Annotated in this window: 16 protein-coding genes; 11 read left to right on the top strand and 5 right to left on the bottom strand. The window is 71.5% G+C overall.

From position 1 onward, the window contains the following. Positions 1 to 246: 246 nt before the first annotated feature. Positions 247 to 1689 carry an FAD-dependent monooxygenase gene (locus ACWDAG_RS26620; protein ID WP_450698076.1) on the top strand — a complete coding sequence of 481 codons (1443 nt, stop codon included), beginning with the start codon at positions 247 to 249 and terminating at the stop codon, positions 1687 to 1689. Here ACWDAG_RS26620 and ACWDAG_RS26615 read toward each other — a convergent pair. After that, entirely contained in the window at positions 1686 to 2195 is a 510-nt protein-coding gene (locus tag ACWDAG_RS26615) for a MarR family winged helix-turn-helix transcriptional regulator (protein ID WP_450698075.1), read from the bottom strand. The genes ACWDAG_RS26620 and ACWDAG_RS26615 overlap by 4 nt on opposite strands. Before the next feature lie 147 nt (positions 2196 to 2342). Here ACWDAG_RS26615 and ACWDAG_RS26610 point away from each other — a divergent pair, with 147 nt between their 5' ends. From ACWDAG_RS26610 to ACWDAG_RS26595, 4 genes are read left to right on the top strand one after another with little or no spacing between them, the layout of a single operon-like run. Continuing rightward, on the top strand, positions 2343 to 3665 hold the full coding sequence (locus tag ACWDAG_RS26610; protein WP_450698074.1) for an MFS transporter: 1323 nt from the start codon (positions 2343 to 2345) through the stop codon (positions 3663 to 3665). Continuing rightward, the gene (locus ACWDAG_RS26605; RefSeq protein ID WP_450698073.1) at positions 3662 to 4594 is read left to right on the top strand and encodes an EamA family transporter; all 933 of its coding nucleotides are present in this window, start codon (positions 3662 to 3664) and stop codon (positions 4592 to 4594) included. The genes ACWDAG_RS26610 and ACWDAG_RS26605 overlap by 4 nt, the downstream gene beginning before the upstream one ends. A gap of 35 nt (positions 4595 to 4629) precedes the next feature. Beyond that, on the top strand, positions 4630 to 5523 hold the full coding sequence (locus tag ACWDAG_RS26600; RefSeq protein WP_450698072.1) for a DMT family transporter: 894 nt from the start codon (positions 4630 to 4632) through the stop codon (positions 5521 to 5523). A gap of 9 nt (positions 5524 to 5532) precedes the next feature. Then, a complete protein-coding gene (locus tag ACWDAG_RS26595; protein WP_450698071.1) occupies positions 5533 to 6444 on the top strand; it encodes a LysR substrate-binding domain-containing protein in 912 nt (303 codons plus the stop codon). 4 nt (positions 6445 to 6448) lie between these two features. On the opposite strand, the gene ACWDAG_RS26590 is transcribed toward ACWDAG_RS26595, so the two are convergent. After that, positions 6449 to 7354 (bottom strand): SDR family oxidoreductase, encoded by a 906-nt coding sequence (locus tag ACWDAG_RS26590; RefSeq protein ID WP_450698070.1) that lies wholly within the window; start codon positions 7352 to 7354, stop codon positions 6449 to 6451. Positions 7355 to 7484: 130 nt separating this feature from the next. Between ACWDAG_RS26590 and ACWDAG_RS26585 the strand changes: the two genes are divergently transcribed. The 3 genes from ACWDAG_RS26585 (at position 7485) to ACWDAG_RS26575 (ending at position 10858) form a co-directional block, all read left to right on the top strand. Then, positions 7485 to 8372, top strand: a complete 888-nt coding sequence (locus tag ACWDAG_RS26585; RefSeq protein ID WP_450698069.1) for a LysR family transcriptional regulator — start codon at positions 7485 to 7487, stop codon at positions 8370 to 8372. 329 nt (positions 8373 to 8701) lie between these two features. Next, on the top strand, positions 8702 to 10024 hold the full coding sequence (locus ACWDAG_RS26580; protein WP_450698068.1) for a sigma-70 family RNA polymerase sigma factor: 1323 nt from the start codon (positions 8702 to 8704) through the stop codon (positions 10022 to 10024). Positions 10025 to 10099: 75 nt separating this feature from the next. After that, positions 10100 to 10858 carry an SDR family NAD(P)-dependent oxidoreductase gene (locus tag ACWDAG_RS26575; protein WP_450698067.1) on the top strand — a complete coding sequence of 253 codons (759 nt, stop codon included), beginning with the start codon at positions 10100 to 10102 and terminating at the stop codon, positions 10856 to 10858. A gap of 60 nt (positions 10859 to 10918) precedes the next feature. Here the strand turns inward: ACWDAG_RS26575 and pepN are convergent, their stop codons facing one another. Then, entirely contained in the window at positions 10919 to 13489 is a 2571-nt protein-coding gene (gene pepN / locus ACWDAG_RS26570; protein WP_450698066.1) for an aminopeptidase N, read from the bottom strand. A gap of 158 nt (positions 13490 to 13647) precedes the next feature. Between pepN and ACWDAG_RS26565 the strand changes: the two genes are divergently transcribed. Beyond that, positions 13648 to 14163, top strand: coding sequence for a DUF1203 domain-containing protein (locus ACWDAG_RS26565; protein ID WP_450698065.1), 516 nt, complete (start codon positions 13648 to 13650; stop codon positions 14161 to 14163). On the opposite strand, the gene ACWDAG_RS26560 is transcribed toward ACWDAG_RS26565, so the two are convergent. After that, a complete protein-coding gene (locus ACWDAG_RS26560) occupies positions 14105 to 15130 on the bottom strand; it encodes an aspartate-semialdehyde dehydrogenase (protein WP_450698064.1) in 1026 nt (341 codons plus the stop codon). The two genes, ACWDAG_RS26565 and ACWDAG_RS26560, sit on opposite strands and share 59 nt — an antisense overlap. 219 nt (positions 15131 to 15349) lie before the next feature. Here ACWDAG_RS26560 and ACWDAG_RS26555 point away from each other — a divergent pair, with 219 nt between their 5' ends. Together ACWDAG_RS26555 and ACWDAG_RS26550 are read left to right on the top strand one after the other, a co-directional pair. Then, positions 15350 to 15877 carry a sigma-70 family RNA polymerase sigma factor gene (locus ACWDAG_RS26555; protein ID WP_450698084.1) on the top strand — a complete coding sequence of 176 codons (528 nt, stop codon included), beginning with the start codon at positions 15350 to 15352 and terminating at the stop codon, positions 15875 to 15877. 1 nt (position 15878) lies between these two features. Beyond that, positions 15879 to 16601: a hypothetical protein gene (locus tag ACWDAG_RS26550; RefSeq protein ID WP_450698063.1), complete on the top strand. Its 723-nt coding sequence runs from the start codon at positions 15879 to 15881 to the stop codon at positions 16599 to 16601. Positions 16602 to 16667: 66 nt separating this feature from the next. Here ACWDAG_RS26550 and ACWDAG_RS26545 read toward each other — a convergent pair whose 3' ends face one another. Continuing rightward, complete coding sequence (locus ACWDAG_RS26545) at positions 16668 to 19955, bottom strand: S8 family serine peptidase (RefSeq protein WP_450698062.1); 3288 nt, start codon at positions 19953 to 19955, stop codon at positions 16668 to 16670. Between the last annotated feature and the right edge of the window lie 166 nt (positions 19956 to 20121).

Genomic DNA, 20121 nt, shown 5'->3' with positions numbered 1-20121 from the left:
CACTTCTCGAACTCCAGGAGGCGTACACCTACGGCTCCGAACCCCGGAAGTCGCCCGTCGTCTTCGCCCGCCTGCTCACCCTCCGACACCCTCGCTGTTTTTCTCACGGGTCTCTGCTGTTGCTGCCGTTCACGCCAACGGGCGTAGGTCAACCTCTGTTCGCCAACAAGTGTTGACCCCATCAAAGGCTCTCGCTACTGTCGTCAACGAGCGTTGGCAAACCAGCGTTGGCCTCTGGAGGTCATCATGAACGGCACCACAGACCGCTCCGTGATCGTCGTCGGCTCCGGTCCCGCCGGTCTTCTGCTGGCCGGTGACCTCGCCACCGCCGGTGTCCCCGTCACCCTCCTCGAAAAGCGCCCGCACAAGATCAGCAATCTCTCCCGCGCCTTCGTCCTGCACGCCCGCACCCTCGAGCAGCTCGATGCCCGTGGTCTCGCCGACGGTCTGGAGGCCGTCGGCCGCCCCCTCGACAGCCTCCGGCTCTTCGGACGCCTCACCGTCGAGCTCTCGACCCTCCACTCCCGCTTCAACCACCTCCTCGTCATCCCGCAGTACGAGGTGGAGAAGGCCCTGGAGCGGCGCGCCGTCGAGGCCGGTGTGGACTTCCGGTACGAGACCGAGCTGACCGGGCTCGCCCAGGACGCGGACGGCGTGACGGTCGAGGTCCGCGGGCCCGGCGGGGGTGCCGACAGTCTGCGGGCCGCGTATGTCGTCGGCACGGACGGCATGCGCAGCGCCGTGCGGGACGCGATCGGGCTCCCCTTCCCCGGCCGCTCCGCCATCCGCTCCGTCGTCCTCGCGGACGTACGCCTCGCCGAGGAGCCCGAGAACCTGCTGACCGTCAACGCGGTCGGCGACGCCTTCGCCTTCCTCGCACCCTTCGGCGACGGCTACTACCGCGTGATCGCCTGGAACCGTGCCCGCAACGTCCCCGACAGCGAGCCCCTCGGCCTCGACGAGGTCAAGGAGGTCACCCGGCTCGCCCTCGGCCGCGACTACGGCATGCACGACGCCCGCTGGATGTCCCGCTTCCACAGCGACGAACGCCAGGCGCCCGCCTACCGGGTGGGCCGCGTCTTCCTCGCCGGGGACGCCGCGCACGTCCACACCCCGGCCGGGGGCCAGGGCATGAACACCGGTCTGCAGGACGCGGCCAACCTGAGCTGGAAGCTGGCCGCCGTCGTCCATGGGCATTCGGACGCGGCCCTCCTCGACAGCTACCAGGCCGAACGCCACCCGGTCGGCGCGGCCGTGCTGCGCAGCAGCGGCGGCATCGTCCGCCTCGCGATGGCCAAGCGCCCCTGGGAACTGGCGCTGCGGGCCGCGCTCACCGCCTTCCTCGACACCGTCGGCCCGGCCCGGCGCAGGGCGGTCGGCCAGATCACCGGGATCGGCTACCGCTACCCCGCCCCCCGCGGCGCCCACCGCCTCACCGGCACCCGCGTCCCGGACGTCGCCCTGGAGAGCGGCCGCCTCTACGAGGCCCTGCGCGGCGGCAGGTTCGTACTGATCACCCCGGAGGCCTACGAGGACCGGGGCACCCGCAAGGACCGGCTGGCCGTGGAGCGCTGGGCGAGCGACCGGCGTACCACCGTCCTGGTCCGCCCCGACGGATACGTGGCCTGGGCGGCGGACCCGGCGGACGCGGCGCGGATCGAGGACGCGGTGGCACGGTACGTGGGCTAGTGTCCGGCCTCCTGTGTCCCCGCCAGCAACTCCCGCAACAGGTCGGCCAGTTGGCCGGCCTGTTCGTCGTTCATGCCGGACAGGGCCTCCGTCTGGACGGCCAGGCCGGCGCCGACCGCCTGGTCGATGACCGTGAGCCCCTTCTCGGTGAGCGTCACCTGGAGGGCGCGGCGGTCGTGCGGGTCGGGGGAGCGGCGCAGCAGGCCGGCGCGTTCCAGTTTGTCGAGGCGGCCGGTCATGCCGCCCGTGGTGAGCATCAACGTCGCCGAGAGCTGGCGCGGCGAGAGGGTGTACGGCTCTCCTGAGCGGCGCAGGGTCGCCAGGACGTCGAACTCGCCGCGTGCGATGCCGTAAGGGGCGTACGCCTTCTCCATGCGGTCGCCCATGGTCCGGGAGAGGCGGTAGATCCGCCCGAAGACCTCCATCGCCCTGGTGTCGAGGTCCGGTCGGACCTCCGCCCACTGCTCGATGATCGCGTCGACGGCGTCCTTGCGCTGTGCACTCATGCCCCGAGTATCCGCAACAGCAGAGTCACTTGCAAGAAAGTAGCTTGACGGAAAGTTGCTTAGCGCTAAGCTAATCACTGCCAAGCTAACCATCGACGGGCTGCCTCCCGCCCGTCGTCGAGCGCATCCGAATCCGAGGGGTCGACCGTGGAGAAACCGGACCGCATACCCGGCCAGTGGGCCCTGCCCGTCGCCGCCGCCGTCAACGGCATCGGCACGGGCATGTACGTGCCCTTCACGCTGGTCTTCTTCCACTACGTGACCGGCCTCTCCTTCACCACCGTCGGGCTGGTGCTGACCCTGACCGGGCTCGCCGGTATCGCCACCCTGCCGCTGGCCGGCGCGGCGGTCGACCGGTTCGGCGCGCGGCGCGTACAGCTCGCGCTGTACGGGGTGCGTGCCGTCGGCTTCGTCAGCTACCCCTTCGCCGACTCCCTCGCCGCCTTCGCCGCGGTCGCGCTGGTCACGGCCGCGGCCGACCGGGCCTTTCCCGCCGTACAGTCCTCGCTCCTCGGCGAGGTGGCGCGGGGTGCCGGGCGGGACCGGCTGCAGGCCGCCACACGGGCGCTGCAGAACGGCGGTTACGGCGCCGGTGCCCTGCTGGCCACCCTGGTCATCGCCTTCGCGGGACCCACCGGCTACACCTACGCGGCCTGGGGCAACGCCCTGTCCTTCGCCCTCGCAGCGCTGCTGCTGACACCGCTGAGGCCGTTGCCCGCCGCCGACGGTACGGAGGTGCGGCGGGCCGGGGCCGGTTACCGGCTCGTGCTGGCCGACCGGCCCTTCCTGGTCGTCACCGGCGCCAACTTCCTCAACGCGCTGAACTATTCGGCCCTGTCCGTGCTGTTCCCGCTGTTCCTCGTGGAGTGGCTGCACGGGCCCGCGGCGCTCACCGGTGCCGCGTTCACGATCAACACGGTGCTGTGCGCGGCGGCCGGGGTGTACGTCGGCGGGCGGGTGCGCAGGGCCGGTGCACGGCGAACCCGGGCGGCGGCGCTGGGCGGGGGCCTGTTCGCGGTGGCTTTCCTCGGGCTGATCGCGCTGGGCACCCTGCGCCCGGCGTCCGGGCCGGTGCTGGGCGGGGCCCTGGTCGCCGTGGTCGTCGTCTACACGCTCGGCGAGCTGATCCACAGCCCCGCCGCCGAGGTCCTCGCCGTGTCGGCGGCGCCCGAGGCCGCGCGCGGCCGCTATCTGGCGGCGTACCAGATGTCCTGGTCGCTGGCGAAGGCGGTGGCGCCCTCGCTGTTCACGGCGCTGCTCGCGATGGACGGCCGGGCGCCCTGGGTGCTCCTCGTCCTCACCTCGGCGCTGGCAGCCGTCCTGCTGATCCGCACGGAACGCCGGCTGCCGGCCGACGCGGTACGGCCGGTCGCAGAGACGGTCGTACGCAAAGCCTCTCCGTCCGCTTCCCGCCACTCCGAGGAAGCCATGCCCCTCTCCTCCCGCCACCCCGAAGGAACCCGGTCATGAAACGGACCGCGACCGTCCTGCTCACCGCCCTCGCCCCCGTCTCCTGGGGCACCACCTACGCCGTCACCACCCAGTTCCTCCCGGCCGACCGTCCGCTGTTCACCGCTCTGGCGCGAGCCCTGCCCGCCGGTCTGCTGCTGCTGGCCGTCGCCCGGGTGCTGCCGCGCGGTGCCTGGTGGTGGAAGGCGGCCGTGCTCGGTGCGCTGAACATCGGGGCCTTCTTCCCATTGCTGTTCCTGTCCGCGTACCGGCTGCCCGGCGGCATGGCGGCCGTCGTCGGCTCGGTCGGGCCGCTGTTCGTGGTCGGGCTGTCGGCGCTGCTGCTCGGGCAGCGGCCGACGGGGCGGGCGCTGCTCGCCGGGGTCGTGGCGGCGTTCGGCGTCAGCCTCGTCGTGCTGAAGGCGGCCGGGGCGCTCGACCCCGTCGGTGTGCTGGCCGCCCTCGCCTCGACCGCGTCGATGTCCACCGGCACGGTGCTGACCAAGAAGTGGGGGCGCCCGGAGGGTGTGGGTCCGCTCGCCCTCACCGGCTGGCAGCTGACGGCCGGCGGGCTGCTCATCGCCCCGCTCGCCCTCCTCGTCGAGGGCGCCCCGCCCGCCCTGGACGCCCGAGCGGTCGGCGGCTACCTGTACCTCGCCCTCGCCAACACCGCCGTCGCCTACTGGCTCTGGTTCCGCGGCATCGGTCGCCTCACCGCCACCCAGGCCACCTTCCTCGGCCCGCTCTCCCCGCTGACCGCGGCGGTGGTCGGCTGGGCGGCGCTCGGTCAGGCGCTCACACCGGTGCAGCTCGCGGGCATGGCGCTGGCGTTCGGCGCGACGGTGGCGGGGCAGGTGACAAGGTCCGCTCGCCGTCAATCGTTCAGTTCTGCTGAAATGAACTGTCGAAAAGATTCGATGGACCTGACAGGTGTGTCCCCGCGACGGTAGATCCACCGAGATCACCCATCGCCGAAAGGACCTCCGTGGCCGTCGCCCTCGACCGGACCGCCCCCACCCTCTCCACCCGCTCGCTCCGCGGGCTCGCCCTGGCCGCCCTCGCCACCGTCGTCTGGTCCGGCAGCTTCGTCACCTCACGGGCGCTGCACGACAGCGTGCCGCCGGTGCAGCAGGCGTTCTGGCGGTGGGTGGTCGCGTTGGTGGCCGTGGCCCCCTTCGGGGCGCGACAGGCTTGGCGGCAGCGGGAGTTGATACGCCGTCACCTCGGGTTCGTGCTGCTTGCCTCGCTCCTCGGGGTCGCGGCCTACAACACCCTCGTGAACCAGGCGGGGTTGACCTCCCCGGCCGCCAACATGGGCATGATCATGGCCGCATCACCGGTGCTGATGGCGGTGTTCGAGCGGGCAGGAGGCGTACGGCCGGGCGGGCGCCGGGTCGCCGGGTTGCTGATGGCATGCCTGGGGGTGGTGCTCCTGGTCGGCGGGGCGAAGGGCCTCGCCTCCGGTGACCTCTGGATGGTCGCCGCCGCCTGCTGCTTCGGGTCCTACAGTGCGCTGCTGCGGCGGCGACCGGCCGAACTCGGCGGTACGGCGTTCCTGTTCACCACCTTCCTGCTCGGTACGGCGATGCTGCTGCCCGCCCAGACCGTGAGCGTGACGGTTCAAGGCGGCTTCACACCGACCCCCGCCACCGTCCTCCCGCTCCTCTACGTCGGTATCGCCTCCTCCGCTCTCGCCTTCTTCGCCTGGAACAAGGCGATCGCCCTGGTCGGCGCGGCCCGCGCGGGTGTCGTCTACCACCTCCAGCCGGTGTGCGTGGCCCTGTTGTCCTGGGCCGTGCTCGGCGAACGGGTGGGCCGGGAGCAGCTGCTGTGCATGGCGCTGATCCTCGGCGGGGTCATGCTCGGCGCCTCCGGATAGGTTGCCGCCATGGTCGAGTGGGACATCCGGAAGCTGCAGATCCTGCGGACGCTCAGGGAGCGGGAGACGGTCACCGCGACCGCCGAGGCGCTGCGGATGACGCCGTCCGCGGTGTCCCAGCAGCTGACCAACCTGGCCAGGCAACTCGGGGTGCCGCTGCTGGAGGCGCAGGGGCGGCGGGTGCGGCTGACGGACGCGGCGCGGCTGGTGCTGCGGCACGCGGAGGCCGTGTTCGAGCAACTGGAGCGCGCCGACGCCGAGTTGGCGGCCTATACGCAGGGCGAGGTCGGCGAGGTGCGGGTCGGTGCCTTCTCCACGGCCGTACCCGCGCTGGTCGTGCCCGCGGTACGGGCGCTGCGGACCCGGCACCCCGGAGTGACCGTACGGGTGCGGGAGGCGGAGGCGGGGGAGGCGTACGAGCTGCTGGCCGCCGGGGACGTCGACCTCGCGCTCTCCCTCGCCGCCCAGGCCCCGACCGCCGCCGACCCCCGCTTCACCCGCGTCCCGCTGCTCGCTGACCCCCTCGACCTCGCCCTGCCCCGTGACCACCCGCTCGCCGCCGCCGAGAGGCTGCGGCTGGCCGACCTCGCCGGGGAGCCGTGGATCTTCGGCGGCAGCGGGCCCTGGTCGGACATCACCCGCGGGGCCTGCGAGGCGGCGGGGTTCAGTCCCGTGCAGGGCCATTCGGCAGCCGGGTGGACGGCGATCCTGGCGATGGTCGAGGCCGGGATGGGGGTGGCGCTGGTGCCGCGCATGGCGGTCGTGGCGAGGGAGGGGGTCGCGATGCGGGAACTGACTCAGGACCGGCCCCGACGGCACGTGGTGGCGGCCGTACGGAACGGGGCCGGGGAAGCGGCGGCCGTGGGGCGGGTGCTCGGGATGCTGCGAGAGGTGGCGGGGGAGCTCGCCCAGGGGCCGTAGGCCGTCAGGCGCTGAAGTAGTGCCCCTCCTCCAGGTCCTCGATCAGGCCGGCACCCGTCGGCTCCCACCCCAGCCACTTGCGGGTCAGCGTGTTCGAGGCCGGTACGTCGAGGCCGACGACGTTGGCCAGCCAGCCGAAGTGGGCGGGTGCCTCCTCGGTGGTGATGCTCCTGACCGGGACGTCCAGGTGGCGGCCGATGACGGCGGCGATGTCGCGGAACGGGACGCCCTCGTCGGCCACAGCGTGCAGACGGGCGCCCGCGGGCGCCGACTCCAGGGCGAGGCGGACCAGACGTGCCGCGTCCGTGCGGTGCACGGCGGGCCAGCGGTTGGCGCCGTCACCGATGTAGGCCGCGAAGCCCTTCTCGCGGGCGATGGCGATCAGCGTCGAGACGAAGCCCTTGTCCCCGTGGCCGTGCACGGTCGGGGAGAACCGGACGGCCGCCGACCTGACCCGGCGGTCGGCCAGCGCGACGGCCGCGTCCTCGTTCCGCGCCCGGACCGCCCCGAACGACTCCGGCGGGGCTGTGTCCTCCTCGGTGTTGACCCGGCCCGGCTGCAGCAGTGCCGTGCCCGAGGACATCACGAAAGGCTTGTCCGAGCCCTCCAGCGTCGCCCCGATCGCCTCGATGGCCCGCAGGTCGGCCGCGCAGGCGGCGGCGAAGTCGAAGTCGGCCGAGAAGTCGTGGATGAATGCGAGGTGGGCGACGGCGTCGGCCGCGGCCGCCCCTTGGCGCAGGCTGTCCAGGTCCTCCAGCGAACCGCGCCGCACTCCGGCCCCCGCGGCCGTCAGAGCCGCGGCGGAGGAGTCCGAGCGGGCCAGACCCGTGACCTGATGCTCGGCATCGAGGAGTTCGCGGACGACCGCGGAGCCGATGAAACCGGTCGCGCCCGTGACGAATACGCGCATGGTGCAGCCCTTCGAGGGTGGTGAGTGGAGGTGCCTCCATCCTCCGGAGGGGGCGGTGGCCGCGTCCAAAGCCTGTTCCGCATGGAGCAATACGGTTCGGGTATCACCGCAGATGAGTAGGCTGTATGGCATGGCTGACCTCGACCTCCGTCTGGTCCGGTACTTCACCGCCGTGGCCGAGCACCGCCACTTCGGGCGTGCCGCCGAGGCCCTGCACATCACCCAGCCGTCCCTGAGCCGGCAGATCGCGGCCCTGGAACACCAGCTCGGCGCCCGGCTGCTGGACCGCACCCCGCGCGGCACCCGGCTCACCGAGGCCGGCGAGGTGTTCCTGACCCGCGCGCGGGCGCTGCTGCGCGCCGCCGAGCAGGCCGCGGCCGAGGCCCGGGCCGCCGCCGAGCCCAGCCGGTTCACCGTCGGCTTCACCAGCGGCCTGATCGTCACCGCGGCCGTGCGCGAGCTGCGGCGCCGGCATCCGGACGCCGACGTACGCAGCCGGCATCTGCGCTGGGACGGCGCGCGCGCCGCCCTGCTCGAACGCCGGGTGGACGCCGTGGTGACCCGACTGCCCTTCGCCACCGACCAGTTGGAGGTGACCGTCCTCTACGACGAGCCAAGGGCCGTGGTGGTCCCCGTCGACCACCGCCTGGCCGGCAAGGAGTCCGTCACCCTCGACGACATCGCGGGCGAACCGATGCCCCGGATCACCGGCGCCGACCCGGCCTGGGCGTCCTTCTGGCGCCTCGAACCCCGGCCGGACGGCCGCCCCGTGCCCGACGGCCCCGAGATCCTGGACCTGGAGGACAAGTTCGAGGTCGTCGCCGCCGGGGAGGCCCTGGTCGTCACGGCCTACCAGCCCGGCGCCCCCCTCCGCCCCGACGTCACCGCCGTCCCGCTGCACGGCGTCGAGCCCAGCCAGGTCGCCCTCGCCACCCGCGCCGGCGACCGCAGCCGCCTGGTGTCCGCGTTCCGCAAGGTGGCGCGCGCCTACCTCACTGGGGCGTCGGAGACGGCGTGACCGGTGGGTTGCTCTCGCCGGTCGGGCCGGTGACCGCAGTCGGCTGGTGTTCGCGTTCGCGGGGTGGCGCGCCTGCCTCACCGGGGCGTCGGGGTCGGCGCGACGGGTCGGCCGCTGTCGCCACCGGGGTCGGCGTGATCGGTGGGTCGTTCTCGCCACCCGCGCCGGCGACCGCAGCCGTCTGGTGCCCGCGTTCCGCAAGGTCGCGCGCGCCCGCCTCACCAGGCCGTCCGAAGCGGTATGACCGCAGGCCCCCTCGGGCCCCCGTATCGCGATAGCGTCACAGCGTCCTCGTGTGACGCAAGGCCTTCACCACCCCGGAGGTGCCCGTGGTCGCCGACAGCTGTGCCAACTGTGGCAAACCGCTTCCCGCGCGGGCGGGCCGCACCGGTCGTAGCTCCGTGTACTGCTCGGCCGCGTGCCGGCAGAAGGCGTACCGGGAGCGGCAGGGGGCCGGGACGGGGGCCAGCGTGCAGGGACTGATCGACGACATCGGGCGGCAGGTCAAGGAACTCACGCCGCAGCCGCCGTCCGTCCTGTACTCCGGGGTGGCCGATCTGTCGGCCGCCGTGGCGCGGTTGCGGCGGGTCGCCCGGACCGCCCGGGACACCGCGAAGGAACCCCAGCGGCCGACAGAGCCTTCCGTAACAGCGAAAGCCGTTACGGAAATCCTCCTCACCGAAGCCGACTTCGCCGCCCTCACCGAGTCCCACCGCCGGGAGATCCACGTCCACTGCTACCGCATGACGGGCTCCTACGACGACGCCGAGGACCTCGTGCAGGAGACGTTCCTGCGGGCCTGGCGGGCCCGGGAGTCCTTCGAGGGGCGCGCCGGTGCCCGCACCTGGCTGTACCGCATCGCCACCAACGCCTGCCTGGACTTCCAGCGCCGCACCGCCCGCCGCCCGCAGCGCTACGAGCCGATCCCCGGCATGAACCACGGCACCGGCGAGGCCCCCGCCCGCATCACCTGGCTGCAGCCCTATCCCGACGACGAACTGCCCACCGCCGAGGAGGACCGGCCGGACGTCGCCGCCGTCTCCCGCGAGACCCTTGAGCTGGTCTTCCTCGCCGCCATCCAGCACCTCCCGCCCCGCCAGCGGGCCGTGCTGATCCTGCGGGACGTGCTGGGCCTCACCGCCGCCGAGACCGCCGAGGCCCTCGACCTGACCGTGGCCTCCGCCAACAGCGCCCTGCAGCGCGCCCGCCCCACCCTCCGCGACCACCTGCCCGGGCAGCGCGCGCAGTGGAGTGCGGGCGAGCCGACCGAGGCCCAACGCGCCGTCCTGCAGCGGTACATGACCGCCGCCGAGCAGCTCGACTTCGCCGCGATGACCGACCTGCTCAGCAAGGACGTCACGCTCACCATGCCGCCCAACCCGTTCTGGTTCACCGGCCGCGACGCCCTCGTCGAGTTCCTGCGCCCCACCCTCGACCCGGCGTCCCCCATGTTCTTCGGCCACTGGCGCCACCTGCCCGCCCGCGCCAACGGGCAGCTCGCGGCGGGCGGTTACGTCCGCAGGCCCGGTACGCAGGTCCACCGCGCCCAGGTCCTCGACGTGCTCCGCTTCGACGCCGACGACCGGATCGTGGAGATCACGTCCTTCGAGCCGCATCTGTTCCCGGCCTTCGGGCTGCCGCTGCGGCTGTGACGACCGATGAGTGATCGGGCGGCCGTGCGTCTGTATGACCGACCGATACGGAACACCCTTCCCGAGGAGATCACCATGCTGCTCACCGACAAGACCGCGATCATCTACGGCGCCGGCGGATCCATCGGCGGAGCTGTCGCCCGCGCCTTCGCCGCCGAGGGCGCACGCGTCCACCTGGTCGGACGGACTCGCAAGACGCTGGAGGCCGTGGCCGCCGACATCAAGGACGCCGAGGTCGCCGTCGTGGACGCGCTCGACGAGGCGGCCGTCGAAGAACACCTCGCGGGCGTCGGTGACGTCGACATCTCGTTCAACCTCGTCACACGCGGCGATGTGCAGGGCGCCCCGCTCACCGACATGCCCGTGGACGACTTCATGCGGCCCGTGCTGGGCGGAGTCCGCGCCAACTTCATCACCGCCCGCGGCGCCGCCCGCCGGATGGCCGAGCGCGGCTCCGGCGTGATCCTCACCCTCAACAGCGGCTCCGCGCACGGCAGTCCGATGATGGGCGGCACGGGGCCCGCCGACGCCGCCATCGACACACTCGTACGCAACCTGGCGGTGGAGTGCGGTCCACGCGGGGTGCGGGCCGTCGGGCTGTGGGCGGCCGGGGTGCCCGAGACCTTCACCGTCGAGAAACTCTCCGCGGTCAACCCGGCCATCGACGAAGCCGCCGTCCAGGGCATCGTCGACCACCTCGCCGGGATGCGCATGACACACCGCAACCCCACCCTCGCCGAGGTCGCCGCCACGGCGGTCTTCCTGGCCTCGGACCACGCGGGCGGCATCACCGGCACGTTCGTCAACGTGACGGGTGGGATGGTCCCGCGGTGACGACAGGCGAAGGGCGCCCGGTGCGGCACCGGGCGCCCTCGTTCTCGTACTCCCGAGCGACTACGCCTGCGCGTCCGCGGCCTGCGCCCTCAGGGCGCGCTCCACGCCCGAGCGGGACTCGGACACCAGGCGGCGCAGGGCCGCGCTGGGCTCGGCGGCGGAGAGCCAGGCGTCCGTCCTGTCCAGGGTCTCCTGCGACACCTGTACGGACGGGTAGAGACCGACCGCGATCTGCTGGGCGATCTCGTGCGAGCGGGAGTCCCAGATGCCCTTGACCACCTCGAAGTACTTCTCGGTGTACGGGGCGAGCAGCTCGCGCTGGTCGGTCTGGACGAAGCCGCCGATGACCGCCTCCTGGACGGCGTTCGGCAGCTTGTCGGACTCGACGACCTGCGCCCAGGCCTCCGCCTTCGCCTCCGCGGTCGGCCGCGCGGCACGGGCGCTGGCCGCGTGGCGCTCACCCGCGGCCGTCTTGTCGCGCTCGTACTCGCCGGCGATCTCCGACTCGTCGTAGCGGCCCACCGCGGCGAGCCGCTGCACGAACGCCCAGCGCAGCTCGGTGTCGACGACCAGACCCTCGATCGTCTGCGAACCGTCGAGCAGGGCCTCCAGCAGGTCCAGCTGCTCCGGCGTCCTGGCGGTCGCCGCGAACGCCCGCGCCCAGGCCAGCTGGTGGTCGCTGCTCGGCTCGGCCGCGCGCAGATGGGCCAGCGTGGCGTCGGTCCAGCGGGTGAGCAGGGCCTCGCGGGCGGCCGGGTCGGCGTACAGGTCGATCGCCAGCTTCACCTGGCGGTGCAGCGACTGCACGACACCGATGTCGGACTCCTTGCCGATGCCCGACAGGACCAGCGAGAGGTAGTCGCGGGTCGCGAGCTCCGCGTCCCGCGTCATGTCCCAGGCGGAGGCCCAGCACAGGGCACGGGGGAGCGAGGACTCGAAGTCGCCCAGGTGCTCGGTGACGAACGCCAGGGACTCCTCGTCGAGGCGGACCTTGGCGTACGACAGGTCGTCGTCGTTGAGCAGGACGACGGCCGGGCGGCGCCTGCCCACCAGCTGCGGTACGGCGGTCAGCTCGCCGTCGACGTCCAGCTCGATGCGCTCGTCGCGGACCAGCTTGCCGCTGTCGTCGTCGAGTTCGTACAGACCGACGGCGATGCGGTGCGGGCGGAGCGTGGGCTCGCCCTTCGCGCCGGCGGGGAGCGCGGGGGCCTCCTGGCGGATGGCGAAGGAGGTGACGACGCCGGCGGCGTCCGTCTCGATCTCGGGACGGAGGACGTTGATGCCCGCCGTCCGGAGCCATTTCTCCGACCAGTTCTTCAGGTCGCGGCCGGAGGTCTCCTCCAGCGCGCCCAGCAGGTCGGACAGGCGCGTGTTGCCGTACGCGTGCCGCTTGAAGTACGCCTGCACACCACCGAAGAACTCGTCCATGCCGACGTAGGCGACGAGCTGCTTCAGGACGCTGGCGCCCTTGGCGTAGGTGATGCCGTCGAAGTTCACCAGCACGTCGTCGAGATCGCGGATCTCGGCCATGATCGGGTGGGTGGAGGGCAGCTGGTCCTGCCGGTAGGCCCACGTCTTCATGGAGTTGGCGAAGGTCGTCCAGGAGTGCGGCCAGCGCGAGGCGGGGTGGTACGCCTGGCAGGCGATGGAGGTGTACGTGGCGAACGACTCGTTCAGCCACAGGTCGTTCCACCACTCCATGGTGACCAGGTCGCCGAACCACATGTGGGCCAGCTCGTGCAGGATGGTCTCCGCGCGCAGCTCGTACGAGGCGTCGGTGACCTTGGAGCGGAACACGTACTGGTCCCGGATGGTCACCGCACCCGCGTTCTCCATCGCGCCCGCGTTGAACTCCGGCACGAACAGCTGGTCGTACTTCTTGAACGGGTACGCGTAGTCGAACTTCTCCTGGAACCACTCGAAGCCCTGCCGGGTGACCTCGAAGATCGCGTCGGAGTCGAGGAACTCGGCGAGCGAGGGCCGGCAGTAGATGCCCAGCGGCACGGACTGCCCGTCCTTCTCGTACACGCTGTGGACGCTGTGGTACGGGCCGACGATGAGCGCCGTGATGTACGAGGAGATCCGCGGCGTCGGCTCGAAGACCCAGGTGTCGTCCTTGGGTTCCGGCGTCGGCGAGTTGGAGATGACGGTCCAGCCGGAGGGCGCCTTCACCGTGAACTGGAAGGTCGCCTTGAGGTCGGGCTGCTCGAACGACGCGAACACGCGGCGGGCGTCCGGGACCTCGAACTGGGTGTAGAGGTAGGCCTGTTGGTCGACGGGGTCGACGAAGCGGTGCAGTCCCTCACCGGTGTTGGTGTACGCGCAGTCGGCGACCACACGCAGGATGTTCCGCCCCTGCAGCAGCCCCGGAAGGGCGATCCGCGAGTCCTGGAAGACCTCGGCGGGGTCGAGGGCGTCGCCGTTGAGCGTCACCTCGTGGACGGTCGGGGCCACCAGGTCGATGAAGGACTCCGCACCGTTTTCGGCCACGTCGAAACGCACCGTCGTCACGGACCGGTAGGTGCCGCCCTCTTGCGCGCCGGAGAGGTCGAGATCGATCTCGTACGAGTCAACGCTGAGCAGCTTCGCCCGCTGCTGCGCCTCTTCGCGAGTCAGGTTTGTGCCAGGCACGCGGTCATCTCCTCGTCATGTGTCGGTTCAGCCATCCTTCCACGGGACCGTGAGGAGGGCGACGAGGGTTTTCCCGATGGATCAACCGGTCGGCAGCAGCGGACCGCCACGTCCGATTTCCGCCGGTCAGGAGGCTTTGCCCGCGTCAGCCTGGAGACATGACGACGTACACCGCACGACCCATCGCCCCGTCCGTCCTCAAGGAGCTCCGCACCGCCGACGACGCGGGCCGTCCGATGGTCCCCGTGGCCGACGACGAGGGCGGCGCCCCGCTGCGCTGCTGTCTGCGCCGGAGCGAGCCGGGGGAGCGGATCGCCCTCGTGTCGTACGCGCCCCTGCGCCGGTGGGCGGCCGAGACGGGCGCCGTGCCCGGGGCCTACGACGAGCAGGGGCCGGTTTTCATCCACGCGGACGAGTGCCCGGGACCCGACGGCGACCGCCACCCCTTCGACGATGCCCACCGCACGGTCCGCCGCTACTCCGCCGAGGGGCACATCCTGGGCGGGCAGCTGGTCGCGGCGCCCGACGACGAAGCCTTCCGTAACGCGTTCGACGACCCGGAAGTGGCGCTCGTCCACGTCCGGGCCGTCGAGTACGGCTGTTTCCTCTACGAGGTCAGGAGGCCTTGGCCTTCAGCTCCGCAGCCACCAGCTCCGCGATCTGCACGGCGTTGAGCGCCGCGCCCTTGCGGAGGTTGTCGTTGGAGATGAACAGGGCCAGGCCGTTGTCCACCGTCTCGTCGCGGCGGATGCGGCCGACGTAGGACGGGTCCTGGCCGGCGGCCTGGAGGGGGGTCGGGATGTCGGAGAGCGCGACGCCTGGGGCGCCCGCCAGCAGCTCCGTGGCGCGCTCCGGGGAGATCGGGCGGGCGAAGCGGGCGTTGACCTGCAGGGAGTGGCCCGAGAAGACCGGGACGCGGACGCAGGTGCCGGAGACCTTGAGCTCGGGGATCTCCAGGATCTTGCGGGACTCGTTGCGGAGCTTCTGCTCCTCGTCCGTCTCGTTCAGACCGTCCTCGACGAGGTTGCCCGCGAAGGGGAGGACGTTGAAGGCGATGGGGCGCTTGTAGACGCCGGGCTCCGGGAAGTCGACCGCGCCGCCGTCGTGGGTGAGCTTGTCGGCGTCGGCGACGACCTTCTGCACCTGGCCGTGCAGCTCAGCGACGCCCGCGAGACCCGAGCCGGACACCGCCTGGTAGGTGGCGACGACCAGCGCCTGGAGGCCCGCCTCCGCGTGCAGCACCTTCAGGACCGGCATCGCGGCCATCGTCGTGCAGTTCGGGTTGGCGATGATGCCCTTGGGGCGGTCCGCGATCGCATGCGGGTTCACCTCGGAGACGACCAGCGGGACCTCCGGGTCCTTGCGCCAGGCCGAGGAGTTGTCGATCACGACGGGGCCCTGCGCGGCGACCTTCTCGGCCAGCGCCTTGGAGGTCGCGCCGCCCGCCGAGAACAGCACGATGTCCAGGCCGGAGTAGTCGGCCGTCGCCGCGTCCTCCACGGTCACGCCGTCCAGGACCGAGCCCGCCGAGCGCGCGGAGGCGAACAGGCGCAGCTGGGTGACGGGGAAGTTCCGCTCCGTGAGGATCCTGCGCATGACCGTGCCGACCTGTCCGGTGGCTCCGACGATTCCGACCCTCACAGCGACTCCCTCTGTGTGCGTTCCACGTGTACGTGCATGTCTGCGGCTTTTCCATCATGCGGCCGACCGGGGTCCGCCTGTCCAATTCTTTGCGCTCCATGCCCGAGGAGTGGACTGCCGGACGGTGTGACGTACACCTCTGGACGATTTTCTCCGGGATCGGCCGAACGTTTCCGGGCGCTGCGGCGTCGTAGAGGAAACGCGGTGAGGGGGTGGCTTGTGCTGCGCAGAAAGGCCCGCCGTGGCCAGGGGGACGATCATGGCGATCCTCTGGACGCGGCTCAGGAACGCCGGGTGCGGGCGGTGCTCGCACTGGGCGGGGTGCCGCAGACGGACCTGCCGGACGGGGTGCAGCAGGTCCGTCTGCGGCTGCTGGAGCGGGCGGCGAAGGGGTACGAGACCCCGCGCGACGTCTCCGCATGGGCGGCCGTCGTCGCCTCCAACCTGGCCATGGACTGGCACCGGGCCAAGCGCCGCCAGGAGCGGATCGGCGAGCGCCTCGCCTCCCTGCGCCAGCTGGAGCACCCTTCGGGAGAGGACACCAGCGTGCTCTCCCTGGCCGTCGCCCAGGGCCTCGACGAGCTCCCGGACTCCCAGCGCCAGGTCCTCGTCCTGCGTTTCTACGCCGACCTGCCCGTCCGCTCGATAGCCGACGAGCTCGGCATCCCGGAGGGCACGGTCAAGAGCAGGCTGCACACGGCGGTCCGGGCACTGCGCGCCCGCCTGCACGAGGACGAGGTGGTGTGAGATGACCGCCGAACACAACGGCGTCGATGCGCTGATGGCCGCGATCACCGGCGAGGAGCTGCCGGAGGAGGCCCGCACGGACGCCGCCTTCGCGGCCGAGCACCGCAGGGCGACGGCCGATGTGGCACTGCTGCGGCAGCAGCTCGGGATCATCGCGGACGCGCTGGCCGAGGAGCCGCGGCCGGAGCGGAGGCCCGCCGCCGTACGGGCGCCGCGGGACTGGCGCCCGGCGCGCAGGTTCGCCTTCGGCTCGCTCGCCGTGGCCGCCGTCGCGACCGTGCTGTCGGGGCTGGGCTGGCTGCTCGTGCAGGCCAACAGTGGTGTCGACACCATGTCGGGCGGCAGCGCCGACTCGGCCTCCAAGGCGGACCGCAACGCCGAGGCCGGCTCCGCCTTCTCCAGCCCCGGCTACCTCGCCTGCACCGGCCTGGTCGCCGAGGGCGAGGTGACGGCGGTGGACCCGGTGTCCAAGGCCGCCGGGCAGGATCGGATCACCCTGGACGTGACCCGCTCGTACAAGCCCGAGAAGTCCAGGAAGGAGATCACCCTGGTGATCGAGGAGGAGACCCTGAGCAAGGCGCTCCACAAGGGCGACCACATCCTGGTGTCCGTGCCACCGCGGTCCGCCGTCCCGGACCAGGTGATCGTCGGCGAGAAGTCGATCGCCCGTGAACGCGCCGGGCTCACCCGAGCCCTGCCCGAATCGGCCGGGGCCACCTGCTGACGTCTCCCGCTGACGGGAAAGGGCGGGCGCCCTTACGGACGCCCGCCCTCACCGCCGTACCACCGGCTACGGAGTGACCTTCTCGATCTTCACGCTGCCGGTGCCCGCGGCCGTGCCGCGTGCGTTCACCAGCTGGACCTGGCCGAAGAACTCACGGCCCTCCGGGGCGGCCGCCGCGGCGGTGACGCTGCCGGAGACGGTCGCCGAGTCGCCCGTGCCGAGCTTGACCGGCGCGGAGTCGTCGACGGTGACGGCGCCCAGGGACGCGGAGAAGAAGACGTCCCGGTAGTCGTACGCCGTGGAGCCGGACGGGACCGAGTAGCCCGCGACCTCGATGGTGTACGTGCCGGCGGCCGGGTTGGCGACCGAGACGGCCTCCTCCGAGTCGCCGTCGGCGGACTGGCCGACGACCGTGCCGGCCGCGTTCTTCACCACCAGGTCGAGGTCGGCGGATGCGTCGGAGACGTTGCCGATCGCGACGTCCAGCGACTTGGCGCCCGCGGGCACCTCGACCGTGGTGGTCTGCGTCTCGCCCTGCTTGATGGTCGGGCGGGCCGTCTTGGACGAGCCGAGCGGGCCGCCGACCAGCTTGCCGTCGAGCGCGGCGAGCTTGTTCGTCACCTTCCAGGAGACGGCGGCCGGGGTGCCGACCTTGGCCTCGGGGACGGTCACGGTCTGCGGGTCGAAGACCGCGCCGAGGACGGCGACGTCCAGCTTGTACGGGTTGTCGAGCAGCGGCGAGGTACGGCGCGACTCGACCTCGATCTCCCAGACGCCGGCCTGCGGGTCCGCGTACGAACGCACGTCGGGCTTGCAGCCGTTGCCGTCGAGGTAGTTGTTGTAGCAGTTCGGGGTGGAGGTGTTGTCGACCGGAGTGCCGTACGGGTGGATGGCGATGAACCGGGTCTGGCTCTTGTCCTGCAGCCCGCCGATGGCGACCTCCAGGGACTTGGCGCCCTCGGGCACGGTCACGAAGTACGACTGCGTGCTGTTGCGCTGCACCGTGTTCGAGGCCGTGAAGGTGTACTTCACCGGCGTCGAGACCACGACCGTGGCGAGGATCTGCTTGTCGACGCCCTCGGTGCTCGGGTCGTCGACGTCGAGGATCGCGCTCTTGATGCCCGCGGACCTCGGGTTGGCCTGCACCTTGACGGTGACCGGCTGGTTCAGCGGCAGCTTCACCCAGTCCTTGCCGACGATCCGGAAGGTGTCACCGGCGTTGTTCTCGATGCTCAGCTCGTGCCAGACAGCCTTCTCGGAACCGGAGGTCCGGGTGATCGTGACGTCGTACGTCTTCCTGTCACCCGCCTTGAGGCCGCCCTCGCGGTCGTACAGGCCGGTGCCGAAGCCCGGCGTCTTCAGCGCCTGGTCGAGCGCGGTGTCGACCGGGGCCTTCACGGTGTAGTCATTCGCGGTGGCGCCGTCGCGGATCGCGTCCCAGGCGTCGACGATGTCGATGCGGCCCGCGCCCTCCTCGTAGGCCTGAACGCCCTTGATGTGGTGGGCGGTCGAGGTGAGGGCCGTGCGCAGGGTGGCCGGCTTGAGCTCGATGTGCTTCTGCTTGGCGGCCGAAAGCAGCAGCGCGCTCGCACCCGTGGCCTGCGGGGAGGCCATGGACGTGCCCTGCAGCATGGAGTAGCCGGCGGGCAGCGTGTAGCCCGACTCGGCGACCGGGGAGCCCGGCAGCCAGGTCTGGGTGGTGTTGATCGCGGCACCCGGCGCGACGAGGGTCGGCGTGAAGCCGCCGTCCTCACGCGGGCCACGGGAGGAGAACGGCATCATCGCGTACTTCTTGTCCACGACGGAGCCGTAGTTGGACGCCCAGGTCGCCTTCGAGATGCCGGCGCCGACGGAGATCACCTTGTCGGCGAGACCGGGGTCGCCGATGGTGTTCGCGCCCGGGCCGGAGTTGCCCGCCGAGATCACCAGCTGCACGCCGTAGGTGTCGATGAGCCGCGTGTACAGCTCGGAGCGCGCGTTGTTGCCGTCGTTGAGCGCCGGGAGACCGCCGATCGACATGTTGACGATGTCGACACCGCGGTTCACGACGAGGTCGATCATGCCCTCGGTGAGCGCGACGTTGGTGCAGCCGCCGGTCCAGGTGCAGGCACGGGAGGAGACGATCTTCGCGCCCGGGGCCGCGCCGTTCATCTTCCCGCCGAACAGGCCGTTGGCGGCGGTGATGCCGGCGACGTGCGTGCCGTGCTCGGACTCGATGACGCCGATGTTGACGAAGTCGGCCTTCTTGCCGACCCAGTCGCCGCCGAACGGGTCCATCGGCACGTCCTTGCGGATCTGCACGACGAACGGCTGGCGCTCCACGACGTCGGTGGACGGGTTGTCGGTACCGAAGTAGCCGATCTGGTAGCCGTCCTTGTACGGCTTCATCGGCTCGTCGTCGCTGAAGTCGTAGTTGTTGTTCAGGTCGACGCGGACGGTGCCGGCGGCGGCGTCGTAGAGGACGCCCCACTTGTCCGTGGTGTCCCCGTCCCGGTTGGCGTCGCCCTTCGCGTCGCCGCCCGCGGTGGCGGCCTCGCTGAAGGTGCTGACCTGGTACGACCCGGCGGGCGCCGTCCAGGTCTTGCCGCCGTAGGTGAAGGTGGGGCCGGAGACCGAGGTCACCATCGGCCGCCAGGTGGCATCGCTGTCGACGATCGGGTCGGTCGCCGTCACCCAGTCGACGATCTTCCGCTCACCGGTCGTGGTCTTCTGCAGTGCCGGGTGACCGAGGTCGACACCGGAGTCCAGGATGCCGATGGTGACGCCGCGGCCGTCCGCCTTCGGGTGGTCCTTCACGAAGTCGACGGCGCCCGTCTCGAAGGACGGGTTGTACGGGTTCTTGGCGGGCGTGTTCTTGTCCGGCGCGGGATAACTGACCGTGCCCGACGCCGACTTGGAGCCGCTCGTCGCGCTCGGGTCGTCCAGCGGTATCTCCTCGCGCAGGTCGATGGCGTGCACGGAGGAGAGCTTCGCGGCGGCGGCGATGGCCGAGTCGGCCTTGCTCGTCGGGACGGTGGCGCGGACGTAACCGAGCTTGTCGTACGTCCGGCCGACCGAGCCGCCCTTGACCGCGTCCAGCTTCCCGGCGACCTGCTCGGTCTGCCCCGGGGCGGTGGCGATCATCATCGTGACGTTCTTGTCACCGTCGGCCTTGGCCTCGGCGAGCAGGTCCGCGTCGTCGGAACCGAGCTTTTCCTGCGCGGACTTGACGCTGCCGTCCGAGGGGGCGGTGGAGCCCGGGGACGGCGCGTCGGCGGAGAAGGCCATGGGTATCGGGCCGGCCGCGGAGAGCGCGGCGACGAGACCGGCGGCCACGGCTATTCGGGCCACTGGTCTGAGGGGGGTGAGGGTCATCGGCATCCCTTGGAGTGAAGATTTCAGTGCCGGACGAGCGCACAGCTTTACCCAGGGGACAGTTGTTTGGGAAGTGTTGACCGAAACGATATGGACGTATGGGGAAAACCCCCGATTCCCTTTACGGGGATGAGTCCGCAATAGTGCCAAATGAACCGGCGGTTCC

Source organism: Streptomyces sp. NPDC001157 (assembly GCF_053598255.1).
Note: the sequence above shows the minus strand (reverse complement) of the source record. Positions and strands in the feature narration are given on the sequence as shown.

Excerpts from the sequence above, each read along its gene's own strand:
- ACWDAG_RS26620 (WP_450698076.1), top strand. The coding sequence starts at position 247 with ATGAACGGCACCACAGACCGCTCCGTGATCGTCGTCGGCTCCGGTCCC.
- ACWDAG_RS26615 (WP_450698075.1), bottom strand. The coding sequence starts at position 2,195 with ATGAGTGCACAGCGCAAGGACGCCGTCGACGCGATCATCGAGCAGTGG.
- ACWDAG_RS26605 (WP_450698073.1), top strand. The coding sequence starts at position 3,662 with ATGAAACGGACCGCGACCGTCCTGCTCACCGCCCTCGCCCCCGTCTCC.
- ACWDAG_RS26595 (WP_450698071.1), top strand. The coding sequence starts at position 5,533 with ATGGTCGAGTGGGACATCCGGAAGCTGCAGATCCTGCGGACGCTCAGG.
- ACWDAG_RS26590 (WP_450698070.1), bottom strand. The coding sequence starts at position 7,354 with ATGCGCGTATTCGTCACGGGCGCGACCGGTTTCATCGGCTCCGCGGTC.
- ACWDAG_RS26585 (WP_450698069.1), top strand. The coding sequence starts at position 7,485 with ATGGCTGACCTCGACCTCCGTCTGGTCCGGTACTTCACCGCCGTGGCC.
- ACWDAG_RS26575 (WP_450698067.1), top strand. The coding sequence starts at position 10,100 with ATGCTGCTCACCGACAAGACCGCGATCATCTACGGCGCCGGCGGATCC.
- ACWDAG_RS26565 (WP_450698065.1), top strand. The coding sequence starts at position 13,648 with ATGACGACGTACACCGCACGACCCATCGCCCCGTCCGTCCTCAAGGAG.
- ACWDAG_RS26550 (WP_450698063.1), top strand. The coding sequence starts at position 15,879 with ATGACCGCCGAACACAACGGCGTCGATGCGCTGATGGCCGCGATCACC.
- ACWDAG_RS26545 (WP_450698062.1), bottom strand. The coding sequence starts at position 19,955 with ATGACCCTCACCCCCCTCAGACCAGTGGCCCGAATAGCCGTGGCCGCC.